Raw genomic sequence first — 18,625 nt, 5'->3', positions numbered from 1 at the left:
TTGTGATACGCACATTTGTGCGCAATCGCCTAATTAGACATGCTCTGCGAGTTGCACCTCAAAGCCATCTGGATCTGTAATGTAAATAAACCGCAGATGCGGATTGGGCTGGATGGGGCCACGCACAATCGGAATATTCAGTTCTGCCAGTCGTTCCATGGCTTCATCCAGCGAGTTCACCTCATAACCGATCGACACGCCAGCCTCTGGTTTAAGAATGGATTCACTGCCCTCAATCAGTTCCAGCTTGGCTTCATTCTCCATGCCGAGCATTGCAATCTGCCGTCCACGGCTTTCGAATCTGCGCTGAATTGGAAGTCCAAGCATGTCGTGGTAGAACCCGAGTGAAGCTTCCAAATTACTGACCCTCAGCGTGATCCAGTTTAATTTGATCAACATAGGTGAATCTCTCCTTTTGTTTTGCATGATATGTATTTTTGTTACGTTCATTATACGATAGGCTTAAAGTTGAATGAACATAGACCACGTTAATATGGAGAAGGGTTCGTTTGGACTATTTATTTCTAAATTTTTTTTCTCTTAATAGGAAAAAATAGGTATAATGAACTTGGTAATTATGATAATCTTGGTTTGCAAGAAAAATATTGAAGTATAACAAGCATACTTTGAGTTGGGTATTTAAATTTAGTATCAAGTGAAGACCGTAATTTAGTTAACTACTATATATCTTTAGGAGGAGCTATGGCAACATTTTTTACATCTACAGAATTCGCATGGGGTTACATAGGTTTAATGGTCTCGATTTTCGTACTATGTTTGTTTTTTGTCCTCATACCTTACTGGAACAGCAAAAAAGCTGAATCTGACATCAAGGCTAAGCTTGATGAATTATCTAATATTACTGAAATGACAGCAAAGTTTCATAGCTTCAATGATTGGATGGAAAATCAGGATAATAAGTACATCAAGGGACATTTACTCCCCGCATGGAAGAGTTTCTATGTTAAGTATATGAGTTATCAACAGAAAGGCATACTCTACACACCAGATGTATATGACTTCTTTTTTGAAGAGCCTCTAGTACATAAATTTGGAAAAAGAAAGTTTGCAGAAGTTGTTGCGGGTATTTTTCTCTCCATGGGAATTGTAGGAACTTTCGTTGGGATTGCATTTGGTGTATCTCAAGTGCATGTCAATGGCGACTCAAGCACGATGCAAGACGGAATTAGCTCATTGCTTACGGGGATGAAAGTTAAATTTGCATCATCGATTGCGGGAGTTCTGCTGTCTCTCATTTGGCAGTTAATCGACAAAGGAATTTTCTATCCAAGGCTCACTAATGCATTTGGCAGTATTCGTCAACAGCTTGACGAGTCATTTCCAACTCAAGATCAAAGCACGTTATTGTTCAGCATGGACCAACGGCAAGAGAAGCAGATGCAGGATTTTCAGTCTTTTTTGTCAGATGTACTTATCCCTAATATGGTTAACGGTGTGGCAGATTCCATTCAGAAATCACTCGCACCTCAGATGGAACGAACTGAGAAAATGATGACAGATTTAATGCAGACATCGACAGTGAACCAATCCGAGGGTATGCAACAGATGGTTAATCAATTCGTTACTCAATTGAATGAACTAACTGGAGATCATATGAAGAATCTCGGAGAAGCATTGAACAATACCGTGGAATGGCAGAAAAAAGTGCATGAGGAAATGGGTGCGCTTGTGCAATCCATGCAGGATTCGGCTGCGGGACAGTCAGCGATGGTGGACAAGACCACCGTTCTTACGGAACATATTCATAATTATACAGAACGGATTACGGATTATCAGACAGTGTTGGAGAAAACCGTATCGGAATTGAACGAAACAACGGAGAAAAACAGCGAGCTTCAGAAGGTTACAGCAGATCTATTGGACAAAATGACGGAAGAACGCAATACGTTTAATGGTTATTTTGAAAACCATATGAACACGCTTAGAGAAAATGTAGATTCGATTGTGACCCAAACAGGATTACAAGTTACTTTCCAGCAACGTTTAGAAGAGAATTTACAACGGATATCCAGCATTACACAGAGTCAACAATCATTGGCTGTCACATTATCTCAGCAAGCTGAACTTAGTCAAAGGTCGAATCAGGAACTGGAACTTATCTTTGATAAATTCACAAATAATAATACAGAGTTTGTTCATATCCAAGAAGATATGCAATCCTTGATGAGAGAAATCCAACATGAACGTGAAGCAGTGGGAAATATATCAACTAGGGTGCAAGACCAATTAGCTGAACAACTGGAAAGCATGGATCAGCGAGTGGAACATTTGCAGCAAGTGTGGACTTCAGCAAGCGAATCGATGTCCAAGACGAATAAGCATCTGGAAGTTTCCATGAATCAGTTTACAGATGATATGCATCGTGGTCTTCAAAACACGTTTAATCAATTTGACCAAGAACTAACCAAGTCAGTTCAGCATTTGGCGAGTGGCGTTGATGCGATTCAGGAAGGTTTGATCGATTTGCCTGATGCCATGCAGACATTGAAGCAAACGGTGTTGGAGATTAATCGTCAATCCAAACGGATCATGAATCCGGTAACTTCAGAGTAAGGTGATGATGCATTTTGGCTAGAGGATTTCGCAATGAGCGGCATATGTCACGAGCGCATGAAGGTGAAAAGGAGAGTTTTTGGGTATCTTATACCGATCTAATGTCGGCGTTGCTTGTCATTTTTGCCCTCGTACTCATGATTACCATATATAATACGCAATCGGCGTATGAAGAGAAAGAAGCAGCAATCAATGAAAAAAATCAGATGATTGAGGAAGTCATCGGTGTCAAATCGGAAATTATTCAGGAATTAATCAAAGCATTTAAAGATTCGGACCTAGCTCTGGAAGTCGATCCCCAGACAGGAGCAATCCGCTTCTCTGGCGGGGTGTTCTTCGATTCGAATAGCAGTCAAGTTTCGGCTAAAGGAAGAACGTATTTGGAACAGTTCATTCCGCAGTATATCAATATTCTATTGTCCGACCGTTTTCGCGATGAAATATCGCAAATTATCGTAGAAGGCCATACGGATACCGCAGGCGGATACCTATACAATCTAAAACTTTCCCAAGACCGCGCACTTTCTGTTGTTGAGCAAGTATTCCAGCCTAATTTCCCGGATTTTAAATATAAAGAAGAGCTAAAATCAGTCATTACGGCTAATGGTCGTTCCTTTAGTATACCGATCTTGAAGAAAGATGGGAAAATTGATGCAAATAAGTCCAGACGGGTGGAATTCAAATTCCGTTTGAAAGACGATCAACTATTGGATCAACTTCAAGGGTTGGGTGAGAAAGATGGAAATTAACCAATACTTTTATCAATTCTCGTTTAAACCACAACTGCTTACCGAAGAAAGAATTAAAATGGAACGGAAATACAAAAACAAACAGGCGGATATTATCCGGCAGCGCAGTAGAATGTTGCTTCCGAAATTGCTAGAGATCATTCGCGCTACCCCCATGGAAAATGTTGAGGAATTGGCGCACTCACTGAAGAAAATGGAAGTGCTGATGCTGATCTATAGCGAATATCCATTTCCTAATGAAAATAAGGATACGAGGCAGAAAATTAATCGTATTTTAACAGCGCGTTACTCTGTGGAAGTAGGAAAGACCGCATGGGTAATTTTCCAGCATCAATATGAAGAACCTTACTTGCTGGATCTTTTGCGCTCAATCTATCAAGTCGATCAATTTGGGTTCCTGTTGCTAGACGATAAGATACAGCACCATATGGAAAATGCGATGTACCACGAGTCCGGTATGGTGCAGGGAATTACTTCTGCTCTCCTACTAACGGGAATCAAAATGACAGATACATTTCATGCACTGAAAATCGAAGAAGAATCCAAGCTTGAATCGACTTTGATGCGAAAAATATTGGAGCAAGGACTCTCGCAAGATCATATGATTAATCGGGATGGAACCGATTTTATTGTTCGACTGCTAGAGAATTATTCAATGCACGAATACAAACAGCTCATTAAAAACTATTTAGAGCCACGTAAATACACTCAATTTCATGTCGCAATTGTTCAGCAGGCCGTAGCCAGGTTGAGAGATCCCAGGGAACGCGTCACGGATTGGCAATTTCTAAGTTCCGGTGCTCTTGAAGAAGTCAAACGCTGGCTTATCCAGAAGAAACTGCAGATTCTATTCGAAAACGACCAAGATAACCAACGATTGAACTATTGGAAAAGATTCATTGATTATATGCAGGACGTAGAGCTTGTCCAGGATCCCATGATCGCTTTTATACACTTCGATAACTTCGTTGTGGTTGAATACGGTAAGATGGGGGCGGCCTATTTCTATCATCGTGAAGGATTTGAGAAAATCATTCGTCCGATAAGCACATCACCGACTTTTAGAAACAGCAGGAGCCGCAGCAATAAAGAAAGCATGCTTAAAGTACCTGAATCCAGTCGAGCAGGTGTCCAGCTATTTATAGAGAAATTGGGTCATCATGGTCGAAGCTGGGACGATAAGTTCGATAGCTATATGAGACAGTATTTAAACGGAAGATTTTAGAGAATAGGAAGGCGAAGGCAGATGGCAGGTCTCTTTGGTTTCTTGAGCAAGCGTCGAAAGTCGACAGATTCTATAGTTTCGGACATACAGGTTGAGAAGGAAATGGTTCCGAACGGGCTATTGTATTCCATTGTCAGAGAAGAAAAGGCACTACAATTTCCACTTGGTCTAAGAATCTCCGAACTTCGACAGATCAGTAACGCTGAGCTGTTAGAGACTCTGGAAGACATGTGGTTCGAGGGATATTTGGATAAACAAGATAGCAATTATGTATTAAATACAGATAAATTTGACGATGTACCACCAGAACTGCGGGAGAGATTGGGCATTCCTGCATCGAAGAAGCTTGACCTGAAGTTAGGCCACGAGAGCGCAGTGGGAACGGCTCATTTTAAATTCGTGCTGGAAAAGGCTTGTGGTTCGTGGAGTCATTTGGAGCGAACTGCAAAAAGGATTGGGCCATGGCTGGTGTTACCCGATCAGCAGGTATTGCTTATGGATTCGGAGCAATATCAATTTCAACAGCTGATTGATAAGGCTCCTAATCCATTGGATCAGGAACGTATCTTCAGCTATATTGCGGAAGTTCGTCATTGGGCAATACATCATGAATATCCTATGGATGACTATTTGCTGCATCAGGAATATCTGTTTGTTGATAAAGTGGATCTTGGATTGGAATACAATTCGGAAGGTGTTTCGTTTCATCCGGAGTACCACTCATCAGATCCAATTAGCCCCGATTTGTTAAATGAAATGGGTTCTTCCGCTAGTCGTTATGCCGTGGATCGTCAGCGGAGAAAAGTATTTGTGAAGCCCTCAGTTGTAGATCATGCCGATCGTATTCGAGAATTACCAAAGATTCAAGGAGCGGATATCCCGAAATTTGCTGAAAATCCTGAAGCATATGTACCTGAAATGGAAGGTATTGATTTGTCCCTGTTTGGTGAACGGGTAAAGTCACTAGGTATTCGAGTCTATAAAGCCCAGCCATTTGTGCATGCTACTGAACAAGAGCGAGGATGGTTCGAACTGGATTTTGGCTTTTCCGCGCAAGACGAGACTGGGGAAGTACAGCAAACGTGGGAAGCTTCTGACATGTTGGATTTGATCTCAAAGGCCAAGGAGCAAGGCGAGGACTACATAGAATGGAATGGCAGCTGGCTTAAATTGCCGCAAGATGCTGAGGCCTTTGTAGAAACTACGGATACGGCAAAACGAGAAATGTTTAGTGAAGGTAACTTGGTAGATATAACGAAGCTGCCGTATGTGTTGGAGATTTACGAGAACATCAGTCAATTGGAGTTTAATCAGCCGATTCTGCAAGCGCAGCAAGAGATGCAGGATCTGGGAGTGTTCTCAAACCAGCCGCCTGAAGCATTTATTGCTTCCCTGAAACCATTCCAGGCAGATGGATTCGTATGGATGAAATCACTCCATTATCGCAAATTGGGAGGTCTATTGGCTGATGATATGGGGCTTGGGAAAACGATACAAGTGATTTCTTTCCTGTCTTATCTCCAGGAAATCGGAAGACTTACGCCAACATTAGTTGTGGTGCCCAAGACACTCATGGACAACTGGGAGAAGGAAGTGCGCAAATTTGCTCCTTACTTGCTGAAGTCGCTGTACCTTCATAGGGGAACGGAGCGGTTGAAGGATGCGGTGGAACTGAGGCACATTGGCATCACAGTAACAACGTATCATACCTTAGTGAAGGACCAACTGTCGTTTGGACAAGTGAACTGGCAGGTGGTGATCTGTGATGAAGCACAGGCCATCAAAAATCCCTCAACGGCTGCCTCCAAGGTGCTGAAAGCGATGAAGTCCAAATTCCGTCTCGCCATGACAGGAACCCCTGTGGAGAACGGATTGAGTGAGTTGTGGTCTATCATGGATTATGTGCAGCCAGGATTATTAGGCAGTCTCAGTCAGTTCAAGGAAGAATTTGTGAACAAGCTTACTACAGACTCAAGAGACACTGATGTCGAGCAGCAGCTTCTGGCTCGAATTGCGATGGTGTACAAGCGCCGCACGAAATCAGAAGAACTCGGGGATCAATTGCCGACCAAGCAGGCTGTCATTACCAATGTGCCTTTGGGAACGGAACAGGAACGTTTGTATAGCGAAGTAATCACCTTGGTCAAAAATAAAACGATGGACGGTTTGCAGGCTATTCAAAAACTAAAAGCGTTGAGCTCTCATCCGGGATTGATTGCTGACCAATACATGAATATACCGTACCAGCAAGTACCCAAGCTTAGAGAAACGGTGGAACTGATTCGTCAAGTCAAAGCAAAAGGGGAAAAAGTCCTTATCTTCACCGAATATATCAAGATGCAGGACATTTTACGAACAACGGTACGTGACTGCTTTGAGATCACGCCAATGATCATTAACGGCATGACCGATCGCAGACAAGAGCAAGTGGATCGCTTTAACAGTAACGTTGGATTCGATGTGATGATTTTGTCTCCGAAAGCTGCAGGAACAGGACTGACCATTACTTCAGCCAATCATGTGATCCATTACACGCGCTGGTGGAATCCGGCAGTTGAAAATCAGGCTACAGACCGCGTATACCGAATTGGGCAGGACAAGCCTGTAACGGTATATTACCCTATTGTTGCGGACACACAAGGCATGACCAAACAAGGTTCAGTTGAAGAGATCGTGCATCGGATTTTAAGTGAAAAACAGGAGATGGCTTCATCTGTCATCGTATCCAGTAAGAAATTAAGTGTTGAAGATGAAGTGTTGAAGGGGATATAAACTGAGTTATTCTATTTTTATGGGCTTATTTTAACTGCATATTGTAGGTGGAATTTTATTTGGAAAGGATGTATCAGAATATATGATTAATACTCTCAATTTAACGGGGGATTTCTTTACATATTTACAAAAAAAGAATAGTTATTCCTCTGAGTTAATCGAATGTATGGAGCGGACAGTCAAAAATTTACTCGATATAAAAACAACGGTAGACCGGCCAGGGATGCTCCTTGGGAAAATTCAATCAGGAAAAACCAGGACTTTCCTCGGAGTGATGTCACTAGCCTATGATAATGGGTATGATATTGTTATTGTACTGACAAAAGGTACAAAGGCTCTTACACAACAAACTTTGGAAAGGTTAAAGTCGGAGTTTAAGGATTTAAATGATCAAGATTATATGCAAATTTATGACATTATGGTAATGCCAACATTGACAAGATATGAGCGTAATCAGAAGCTTGTCTTTGTAGTGAAAAAGGAAACAAAGAATATGGATAGGTTACATCAAGCGTTCTTTGAAATTTATCCTGATCTTGTAAATAAAAAGATACTCATAATTGACGATGAAGCCGATTTTGCTAGTATTGGTTTTTCTAAAAAGAAAGATGAAGAGCCGGAGATTAAGAAAATAGCAGGGAAAATTAATGAATTCAGAAAATTAGTAAAGGATTGTAGCTTTCTACAAGTAACGGCTACTCCTTATTCGCTATATTTGCAACCTGAGGATATTGTTGTTGACTCGGAGGTTTTTAAACCGATTAAACCTGTTTTTACAGAACTTGTACCTATTCATGACAAATATATTGGTGGAGAATATTACTTTAAAGAAAGTGAAGAAGAGGGCACTATTGCTTATCATCTATTTGAGAAGGTTCCTCAGGAAGAATTATCTGTCTTGAAAAAAGAAGATAGGCGTGTTTTCAAAACTGAAGAATGTTTATACAGTAACAAAATTAAATCGCTTCGAGATGCTATTGTCAATTTTATAATAGGGGGCTGTATACGTCGCATACAAGATAGACAAAACCAAAAAGTTATAAAAAAATTTAGCTTTATAATACACACAGAGCTGGGGAAATCTGCACATGAATGGCAAGAGAGCATTGTAGATTCTATTGTTTCTAAACTAGCAGATGAATCTAAAGAAAGTTCGCCTCTTTTTGATCGACTTGTAAAAGAGGCATATGAAAATTTAAAAGACTCAATTAAACTTTCTAATTTACTAATGCCAGATATTTTGCAAGTTAATACTGAAGCAAAACAAGCTTTAGATGAAGGTCACATTATGATAACCAAAGTGAATTCCGAGAAGGATGTAAGTGAGTTGCTTGATGCATCTGGACAATTAAAGCTGAGAACACCTCTTAATATTTTTATTGGAGGACAAATACTAGATCGTGGAATTACTATAGGAAACTTGATTGGTTTCTATTACGGGAGACGACCAAAGACATTCCAGCAGGATACGGTCTTACAGCATTCACGTATGTATGGGGCAAGACCTATCGAGGACCTAACAGTGACACGGTTCTACACAACAGAAGGTATTTATTCCGTGATGCAACGTATTCATGAATTTGATTCAGCTCTTCGTGAAGCTTTTGAGAAGGGGAGCCATGAAAACGGTGTTGTATTTATACAAAAGGATTTATGGAGTCAAATTGTTCCTTGTTCACCTAATAAAATATTACTATCTAACACTACTACATTAAGACCAAAGGCCCGGCTCTTACCGGTTGGATTTAAGGTCAGAGCTAAAACACATGTTTTAAAACCAGTTGAGGCAATCAACACAATCATTGAGAGATACTGCAAAGATGTAAGTGATTCTCCAGAACCTTTTCTTATGGGGGTGGAGGATGTATTAAAAATAATAGATTATGTTGGACAAACATTTGAAGAGGGACATTCTTGGAATCAAAATGCGTTCATGGCAAGTATTCAATACTTAACTTCTATACCGAAAAATGAAGAGGATAAAGGGAAGGTCTGGATCATATTAAGAAAAGATAGAGATATATCGAGAGAGAAGAAAGATGGGCGATTAGAAAACTCTCCAGATTCTTATCAAGAGAAAGGTCTTGCAAAAGAAATAGCGGTAAATATTCCCGCAATTATACTTCTTAAACAGAATGGTACAGCCGAGGGATGGAGAGGTCATCCTTTTTATTGGCCAGTCCTTGTGGCCCCTCAAAAAATGAAAACAGTTGTATTTGCTAATCATTTGTACACAGATTGAGAAACGTATCACTTTAACTTTAAAAGATGGTCATTACAGTTTAAGATGGTTTGAGATAAAGCGGAACCTAAAATTCTTCATAAGAATCTAGTAATAAAACTAAAGCCTTAAACGTAAAAACTGCCGAGATTTTACCTCGGCAGTTTTTAAAGAGGATTCTTCATAGGTCAGGCATGCTCTTTTTTTTATTGAATCAGATCAACGGCCGTCTGTGGAACAAATGCCTCTACACCGTTATAAACAATGACACCCTCCAAAGTTGTCTTTTTGCCGTTTAACAGTGCAATATTTTTGTAAATTTGCAGTTCCAGTTTGGTGTTACCTTTTGAAACGAGGATCTTCGGATTTTTGGCGTCCGTCAGGTCCAGTTTGTATGTCGCGCCTTTGGCTGTAAATGCCTGTTTGGCAGGTACAAACAATTGTTTGCTCACGCTGTCGAGATCCAGATCCAGTACACGTGCCATATATTTGGCGACATCCGTGTTATCAATCACACCGAATGGACGGTCATTGTTCGGAGCATACGTGTACAGCACAACATCTCCACCTGTATGACCACCGGTTGTCCAGCCAATCCCTGCACGTTTGCTAATCATTGGACCGATTGCATAGTTAAGACTGCCCGGCTCGGCCGCTTTAATGGTGGCAATCTCCTCGGAAGTAAGATCAGTAATGCCATAATATTGTTTCATCACTGCTTTGATGTTTGTACGCTTGGCATTCAGCTTCGCTTCAACGCCCTCGCCTGTCAGCTTGGCCTTTTTCAAAGGTCCGATAAATGTGGACAACGGCTCTTTGTCATAAGTGCCGGAAGTAGCGTTGTTACCAATGGTGAGTCCACCATTACCATGGTCCGTAACAGCCACAACGGCAGTCTCTCCATCCGCTTTAGCAAAATCCATGGCTACTTTTACGGCATCGTCAAAAGCCAGTACGTCACTGATAATACCAACCGGATCATTGGCGTGAGCTGCCCAGTCCACTTTACTGCCTTCGACCATGAGGAAGAAGCCGTCTTTGTCTTTGGACAAAACTTCAATGGCTTTGGATGTCATCTCGGCAAGGCTTGGCTGCTTCGCAGGATCACGGTCCATATTATAAGCCATGCCTGCGGGTGCAAACATACCCCACAGCTTGTTCGAATCGGATGCTTTCATTGCAGCTGGTGTAGTGACGTAATCGTAACCCAGTGCCTTGATGGACGAAATCAGATTCTCGCCGTCTTTACGTCCGGCTGGCTCAAGATATTTGCTACCTCCGCCCAATACAACATCCATGCCATTGTAGACTTGTTGTTTACTGAGTGCATCATAGTTTTTACGGTCCGGATAGTGAGAGGAGAAGTCCGCTGGTGTGGCGTGCATAATCTCGGATGTAGCGATAATGCCAGTTGCTTTACCCGCCAGTTTGGAAGCTTCCAGTACGGAAGCAACAGGTTTTCTTTCGTCTCCAGGCGCAATCGCCTTTTGCCCTGGCATCGTAGCCTTGTCCGGCAGTACACCAACAAATCCGGTATGAGATTTATAACCTGTTGCAAAAGCAGTTCCGGCAGGGGCTGAGTCCGCAATCGGCGCATCGGCGGAGTGTGTCCGAACCATGCCGCTTGCCATGGAGTCCAGTGTTAAGGATGAGCCCTTATACCAACGAGCCAGAGCGGTAGCATCGTTAGCCATACCGTCAGGAATCAGAATAATCACATTTTTAATCGGTGATGCAGATGTCGTTGAGGTGGTGTCTTCCACAGCCCACGCTGCACTGCTTCCTCCGAGTGTAGCCGTAACAATTGTTGTCACCGCGAGCATCATTTTGGCTGCACGGACATTAAACCGGTTTGACATGAATGCATCCTCCTAGAATATATGTATAGTTTGGTATCCCAAACCAAGTGTATACAACAATTGCTAAACTAACGTATGAAATGGATTAACTATATGTAAAATTTACGATTAGTGAAGGGTGCTGGAATTCAGGTGAACTGGACAAAATGAGGACCACTCTTGTATGTTAAGGAGAAAATCGGGCTAGGGAATGCCCCTCGTCTAATGATCGGCTTTGAGGTGGTTTGTAATGAAAGAATGGTCAGAAGCCATTAAGTGGTGGAATAAAAATCAGGTGAAGCTCATGGACATTCGTCATCTGGTCTTGAAGCCGGGACAGGCAATTAAGCCGTATGTTTTGCCAGCCCATGCTTTTTTGCTGATGGTCAGAGGAGAAGCCATTGTTCATTTGGGTAAAGAAAAGCTCAGGTCCAACCAGACGCAGGTTCTGCATGTTGGCAAAGGCACAACTATACATATCCATTGTCTGGATCTCCCCTTGGAATATTATCTTATTTTATATAAACCCCAGCCAAGCTCCACTGGTACCGACCCGTCGAGAGTAGAAAACGTACAACAAGAGTATGAATTTTCCCCGCAGCAGTATTATTTTGCAGCAACATATCCGCTGTTGCTAATTCCCATAATGGAGAGAATGCATGAATGCTGGGCAAGCAGCGAAGAATTGGACAGGTTGCAGGTTATAGGACTGTTGTATCAGTTTGTATACGAACAGTTTCGTCAATGGAAGCAGGCGAGTGATCAGGTAGCTGATCCTCCAGAATTAGCCGAGCAGATTGCAGCATACATTCAGGAGCACTACGCACATCCCGTGTCCATGGAGGAGATGGCGGCCCAATTTCATTACAGCAGTCATTATCTGGCACGGGTATTCAAGCGAAAATTCGGTTGCAGTCCGATGGAATACGTCATCCAAACCCGGATGAACCAAGCCAAAGTATTGCTAACAGAGACAGAGGCTCAGATTCGTGATGTGGCTGAGAGCGTTGGATATAAAGATTTGTACTACTTTAGCCGAATCTTCAAACGAATGATGGGAGAAACTCCTGCTCAATATAAAATGCACAGTCATCTGTTTAAAGGTTCAAATCGTACTAATAAGAAGTCGGAATCGTTCATTGCTGTAGAACTCACACAACGCTATATTGATAATAACGATAATCATTATCAATACAACACTTGGAGCGTGAATGACTTGAATGTTCGTTTTAAGCCTACTTTGGCGGTCAGTTTATTATTTAGTTTATCCCTTCTATTAGCAGCTTGCGGGGGAGGAGCTGATCCACAGTCAACAGCAAATGAAGATGCTTCACTGCCTGCAACCAAAATGTATACCGACGCATCGGGGAGAACGGTTGAGATTCCAGCCCAATCTGCCAAACCGGTTGTGATCACATATGGGGGGTATTTGCTGCCACTCGGAATGAAGCCGGCGGGTGCCAACAAGGAAACACTGGATCTGTACCCGGAAGAGATGGCTAATGTACCGGATATCGGATCAGGAACGGGGAACGTAGAAGTGGTCTCGGATCTGGAGCCAGATCTGATCATCGTACCTGATTATACAAGCACGGAAGTGATTGGCACCTATGAGAAAATTGCGCCTACGATTACGGTAGCCTGGGGCGGTGACCCAGATGTCATCAACACCCTGAGAACGATGGGTGAGATTATGGATCGAAAAGAGGAAGCAGAGCGATGGATTGCTACTTTCGAAAGTAAATTGAATGGGATCCGGGATGAACTGAACATCAATATTGAACCGGGAACAACGGCCATGTCCTTCGTTATCTACAATAAGGAGGTATTACTTGGGGGAGAAGGCGGCACATTGGGCAAGTTGATATACCAGGATTTCGGATTTGTTATGCCTGAACAGTACAAAGCCTATGCAGATGGTGGAACCGTGCTCTCATTGGAGAAGCTGGCGGATAAACCTGCAGACTACTTCTTCACCCAGATGGACGATGAAGAGATGGAGCAGATGATGGAACTCTTCAATGAGCCGGTGTATCAGAGTATTCCTGCGATCAAAAATCATCGGATCATTAATGTTTCTCGCAACTATTGGAATTATGGACCTTATCTGGTCGACAAGGGGCTGGATAGCCTGATTGAGCAAGTGAGCAAGCTACAGGAATAAAAAAACATTTCATTCTACAAATTTGACGCAAATCACGTTATGTCAGAGCAGGTTCATAGGAGGATGCGCCTATGGCCTGTTTTGTTATGTCGGCGGTTCTGTATGATTAAAGCTTACAACCGCTGGGCGCAGCGACCGCCATGCTCAATATTTATGGGCTTCTGGCTAGGCAGATACCCGAAGCAATGTAGGTTCCGATTCGATATGATATGGAACTTGCAGAGCTTGTTTTTAATTTTACCCTTTCAGAGATCATATATTGACGATTAAAAAAAGATATTGCGAACGCTTACATTATGTGCTAACATCACCATAACAACAGGATTGTAACCGTGTTTAGGGCAATACCTGTGTCAGTTCATTCGTTGTTCTTTGTTCATCAAACGATTGATTGCGTTTACATTTTCATATGGAATGAACCTCATTCCTCAGGGTTGTTACTGATTGCAGGCAAAACCTGAATTGAGGGCAGTAGACCACGCTAAAGCGATGTCTGTTTGCCTTCGATTCAGGTTTTTTTATATAAAAAAATGCCTGATGGCATTACCGCAAGCGCCGTAGCAGATATTTCGAGCAGAAAGGAGCGCAGCAGATTTAATTTTTCATAAATAGAGATATAGACTCATCCAGACATTGGAATACTGATTCTTAGATACGCATTTCAACTGAACATTTCCAATGAAATTATCCCATCACACACTATTCGACAGCGAGGAGATTTATGACATGAAAACCATTAAACGTTCGATTGCCGTGGCAACAATTCTGGGGTTATGTGTATCCGCTCTACCAGCTTATGCAGCAGGGAACACAACAACTTCTTCTTCAGCAGCGATGGACAAGCTGATCCAATCCGAGCTTATTCGCGGTAGCGGTCATGGTGTTAATGCAGCTTATCTGAACAAAAAGGCTACACGCATTCAGGCCGCAGTACTTTACTTGCGTTTGTCCGGATTGGAGAAAGAAGCACTCGCTTATCAGGGATCGGAAACGTACGACGATGCGGCTCAGGCAGGCAAAGTGTTGCAACCGGTCGTTGGTTACTTGAAGCAGCATCCATATGTGTCTGAGATCGTAACAGGAACGGAGAAGTTTGAACCTAATGCACCCCTTACAGCGGAAGGTTATGCCGAAATGCTGCTGAAGGTGCTTGGATATGAAGCAGGTACGGATTATGAGCAGGGATCGGCTTCCACCTATGCGGCTGGGAAAGGAATCATGGCGCTTCAAGGGAAGGGCGCGAGTCAACTTACCAACCGCCTAATGGCAGAGGCAACCGCACAGGCTTTGCAGATACAGCTCAAGAATGGCAGTGGAACTTTGGAGCAGAGTTGGTTGAAACATAAAGAAGCTGGGTCGTTCAAACCTCAAACGGTGCAACAGACCAAGTATGGCGCGATTGATGGCAAGACCTATGAGCAATATGGCACGCTCGGTTGGCTCGGTGTTCCTTACGCGAAACCGCCAGTAGGTGAACTGCGCTGGAAAGCCCCGCAAGAACCGGAATCATGGACAGGAACGAGATCGGCTAAGGAATTTGCAACGAACAGCTTGCAGATCTCTGGCAAGACTACAGCGGGAAGCGAAGATTCGTTGTATCTTAATATCTGGCGTCCCGACACAACCAGTTCGAAACTTCCGGTTATGGTGTTCCTGCACGGCGGCGGGAATATGACCGGATCAGGTAAAGATTTTCAAGGTGAACAGCTTGCACGGAGCACCAACAGCATTATCATTTCAGTGAATTACCGTTTGGGAGCCCTTGGATTCTTCGAGAATGCAGCGCTGAAAACAGGGAATGCCCTGGATGACTCAGGTAACTATGGTCTGCTTGACGCATTCCGTGCATTGGAGTGGGTGCAGGATAATATCGAAGGATTTGGCGGAGATACAGGCAATGTTACATTAGCCGGACAATCTGCTGGTGCACGTGATGTTCTGGCAACGCTGATCTCGCCACTTAGCAAAGGACTGTATCAAAAAGCAGTTGCTTTCAGTGGAGGATTGACGACAGCATCACCGGAAGAAGGCGAGCAAAAATCCGAGGATGTGCTTGTGAAGCTACTCGTGCAAGAGGGGAAAGCGGCTAATGCAGAAGAAGCAAAAGCATGGATTGGCAAGCAATCTCAGGCACAGCTGGAGAGTTACCTGCGTGCACTGCCTGCGGACAAGTTGGTCACAGCGTTTGGTGCAACGGCAATCCGTATGGACCCATTCCCGCATCTGTTCCGTGATGGCACAGTGATTCCAAAAGAAGGATTTGACGCCATCAATAATGGAAATTACACGAAAGTCCCTGTATTGCTCGGCAGCCTGGAAACGGAGTTCTCCGGTTTTGCCTTCGGTGATCCAAACTTCTCTCCATCCATCACGGATGAGACTCTGTTTACCGATAAAACCAAGGCGGAACAATATGCTGCTGCGTTGAAATACGGTAGCGAAGCTTATGCAGGCTTTAATGCAGAGCGTGTAGCGGAGCAATTGACCAGTGAAGCAGGTCAGCCACCGGTATATGCGTATCGTTTTGCATGGGGTACACAACCTGGGGTCATCTCTGAGCGTTTGCTAACGTTACTGGGCGCACCACATGGTGCGGATATGGACTTCTATACAGGACACGCAGACGGAATTGCTGCCTATTTCCCTGATGGGTACTTTAGCGATACAAACAAACCAGGACGTGATCAGTTGTCCGCCGCGATGGCAGCATATCTGAAGCAGTTCCTGTACACAGGCAATCCAGGCACGGGTGGATCACCTGATCTAGCGGCATGGACACCTTGGACGAAAGATGCTCAAGCCCCAATCATGCGTCTGGATGCTAGCAATACAACGGCAGAGATTGGCATGTCCACACAATATAATCAAGGCAAAGACGCCGTTATGGCAAAGATGAAAAAAGAATTGCCTGAAGAAACGTATAAACTATTGACGGAAAAAGTGTTCGCAGGTCGTTTTTTCTGGGAATAAGGATCACCGGATAGGAAGGTATATATAGATAAATTGAAAGCCAAGGGAGCATGCTCTCTTGGCTTTTTATACTGTTCGTTATGCTTAATTATGGTATTGTTGTAAATATAAATTAATAGAATGTCGAAAGGGGAAACGTAAAGTTATGATTAGCTCTATAGGTATTGCTGGGATTATAACGCTATTAATTTTCTTTATTATGATTGGTCTTGTATTATATCTGGTTTTCTATCTTGTGATGAAGAGGTCTGGCGTCAAAGAGGAAGTATCCGCATTAAGGATGGAAGTACAAGTGTTACAAGAGGAAGTAGAGCGGAACAGGAGGGAATTGGAAAATATGAAGCGTCGATAACCTTTGCAGCATTATATGTGGGTACGTGGAATAGTGCGTACAATAGTATGAGAGGACAGGGGCTCTACGCCCCCACCAACTCATTATAACGTGAAACCGCTCATTTCAGCCTTTAGATACTAAGGACATTTGATCTATTTCTTGGCAAAAAAACTAAGTGTTCCTGTGCTTTCATCTGCACTCACAAACAGGCTGCGTCCGTTAACACGATGAATTCCCTCTGGTGATTCTCCAGCTGTAGGAATCAGACCCAGGTAGTCCGGATTGACCGGATCAGCAAGATCAAAGAACAAAATGGCATCTGCCCGTTCGGAAGCGACCGCGGCATATGTTGTGCCGTCTACAGTAGCAACGGTCAGATTCTCCACTTCACTTCCCTTGTTGGGACTGCGATCATCGGGATACAAGCCGACCATAGCTGTTGCCTCGTCAATGAGGTTCTGGCTATCGTACATCCGCTGGCCTTGCAGATCCCAGACAGCGATATTACGTCCGCCTGCTTTTACACCATCCTCAAATTCATTCTTGCCCAAATCCCCTTCGTTAGCTGTCAGCAGGTATTTACCATCTGCCGAGAAAGCAATTCCATCCGGTTCATAACGAGCGGTCAACGTCTCTTTAAACTGAACGATACCATCATCTTTCAGATCTGCTTGATGTGAAGTAGTACCCAAAGCGAAGATTGAGCTGATTTTTTTTGTCTCCAGATCTACGAGGGCAACGACATTGTTTTCCTGTAACGTGATGGCTGCTGTTTTGTTATCTGGACTAATGGCAACATACTCTGGTTGTGGATCATGCGGATAGATGGCACCTTCTACATTTTCGAGAGATACCGGTAAGTTGGTGATCTCGCCCTCTAATACATTCCCGCCAGCAAAAGATACAACCATAATGCTACCCGGACGTTTGGTGTTGGCATAGTCAATTTCATCGGCAGCTTTATTCAGCTCTTCATCCTCTATGGCGATCACCGCATGCAGACCGTCAGGTGACAGTGCAATCGAGTCAGGACCAATGCCCAGTTCATACGTTTTGACGGTTTTGTAGGTTGTCAGATCCACAATGGCAAGCAACCCTTTGTTTGCTTCACTGTCTGTATCCCCTGTACGAATAACAGCAAGACCGTATTTGCCATCTTTGGACACGGTTACGCTTGTGACTTCAGCTTTGGCGGAGAGGTCCTGGAAGCTGACTGTCTTTAATAGGTTGACGTTTTTCAAGTCAGCAATGTCCAGTACGGAAATGCTGCCATTGTCTGCTTCGGTTACGAGCAGGCGTTGTCCATCTGGCGTAGAGGCTGATATTTCTGCTTTGCCACCAGGCATCTGAAACGTTGCGGTCTGTTCAAAACCGGTTTTATTTTGTTTCAGGATCAGTTGATCCGTAATTAATTTTAGCGTTTGGGAAGATACATACGTTGTACCTTTGGTGATGTAGCTTTTACTGTCCAGAGGAGTTTTCACACCGTTGATGGTGACCGATGACGTTCCTATAGGAAGTTGTACTTTAGTATCTGCGATCTGGATATCAACACTGCGACTGCTTCCGTTCCATGTGACCGTACCCTGCATATTTTGGATGGCTGTGCGCAGTACGACATGATCATTGGTGGTTTTAGTTGCGTCAGCGGCATGAATCATTGATGTGTAGCTGGTTGCTCCTGCGGTAAGAATGGCAGTCATCGACAGAACGGCAAGCCATTGATTTCTCTTTTTCAATGTTCCAGATCCCCTTTATCGTTTCGTGTGTAATGAGTT

Annotated in this window: 10 protein-coding genes; 7 read left to right on the top strand and 3 right to left on the bottom strand. The window is 43.4% G+C overall.

Translation table 11 applies throughout. From position 1 onward, the window contains the following. Positions 1–33 precede the first annotated feature (33 nt). The gene (locus tag MHI48_RS22560; RefSeq protein ID WP_076328197.1) at positions 34–399 is read right to left on the bottom strand and encodes a VOC family protein; all 366 of its coding nucleotides are present in this window, start codon (positions 397–399) and stop codon (positions 34–36) included. Between the two features lie 573 nt (positions 400–972). Here MHI48_RS22560 and MHI48_RS22555 point away from each other — a divergent pair. From MHI48_RS22555 to MHI48_RS22535, 5 genes are all read left to right on the top strand, one after another. Further along, complete coding sequence (locus MHI48_RS22555; protein ID WP_179086493.1) at positions 973–2,574, top strand: hypothetical protein; 1,602 nt, start codon at positions 973–975, stop codon at positions 2,572–2,574. A 14-nt stretch (positions 2,575–2,588) separates the two neighbouring features. Further along, positions 2,589–3,323 (top strand): flagellar motor protein MotB, encoded by a 735-nt coding sequence (locus MHI48_RS22550; protein WP_245838147.1) that lies wholly within the window; start codon positions 2,589–2,591, stop codon positions 3,321–3,323. After that, the gene (locus MHI48_RS22545) at positions 3,313–4,548 is read left to right on the top strand and encodes a hypothetical protein (RefSeq protein ID WP_076328195.1); all 1,236 of its coding nucleotides are present in this window, start codon (positions 3,313–3,315) and stop codon (positions 4,546–4,548) included. Before MHI48_RS22550 ends, MHI48_RS22545 begins: the two co-directional genes overlap by 11 nt. A 42-nt stretch (positions 4,549–4,590) precedes the next feature. Beyond that, positions 4,591–7,320 carry a DEAD/DEAH box helicase gene (locus MHI48_RS22540; protein ID WP_179086492.1) on the top strand — a complete coding sequence of 910 codons (2,730 nt, stop codon included), beginning with the start codon at positions 4,591–4,593 and terminating at the stop codon, positions 7,318–7,320. An 82-nt stretch (positions 7,321–7,402) separates the two neighbouring features. Further along, positions 7,403–9,562 carry a Z1 domain-containing protein gene (locus MHI48_RS22535; RefSeq protein ID WP_405141831.1) on the top strand — a complete coding sequence of 720 codons (2,160 nt, stop codon included), beginning with the start codon at positions 7,403–7,405 and terminating at the stop codon, positions 9,560–9,562. 185 nt (positions 9,563–9,747) lie between these two features. Here MHI48_RS22535 and MHI48_RS22530 read toward each other — a convergent pair whose 3' ends face one another. Further along, positions 9,748–11,400, bottom strand: a complete 1,653-nt coding sequence (locus tag MHI48_RS22530) for an alkaline phosphatase (protein WP_405141829.1) — start codon at positions 11,398–11,400, stop codon at positions 9,748–9,750. Positions 11,401–11,629: 229 nt separating this feature from the next. Between MHI48_RS22530 and MHI48_RS22525 the strand changes: the two genes are divergently transcribed. Together MHI48_RS22525 and MHI48_RS22520 are read left to right on the top strand one after the other, a co-directional pair. Next, positions 11,630–13,543 (top strand): AraC family transcriptional regulator, encoded by a 1,914-nt coding sequence (locus MHI48_RS22525; RefSeq protein ID WP_405141827.1) that lies wholly within the window; start codon positions 11,630–11,632, stop codon positions 13,541–13,543. Positions 13,544–14,269: 726 nt separating this feature from the next. Next, positions 14,270–16,513 (top strand): carboxylesterase/lipase family protein, encoded by a 2,244-nt coding sequence (locus tag MHI48_RS22520; protein ID WP_405141825.1) that lies wholly within the window; start codon positions 14,270–14,272, stop codon positions 16,511–16,513. Between the two features lie 486 nt (positions 16,514–16,999). Here the strand turns inward: MHI48_RS22520 and MHI48_RS22515 are convergent, their stop codons facing one another. Further along, positions 17,000–18,586 carry a choice-of-anchor I domain-containing protein gene (locus tag MHI48_RS22515; protein WP_405141823.1) on the bottom strand — a complete coding sequence of 529 codons (1,587 nt, stop codon included), beginning with the start codon at positions 18,584–18,586 and terminating at the stop codon, positions 17,000–17,002. Positions 18,587–18,625 lie beyond the last annotated feature (39 nt).

Origin of the sequence: Paenibacillus sp. FSL H7-0942, assembly GCF_045040715.1 — a bacterium.
Classification (GTDB): Bacteria; Bacillota; Bacilli; order Paenibacillales; family Paenibacillaceae; genus Paenibacillus; species Paenibacillus amylolyticus.
Note: the sequence above shows the minus strand (reverse complement) of the source record. Positions and strands in the feature narration are given on the sequence as shown.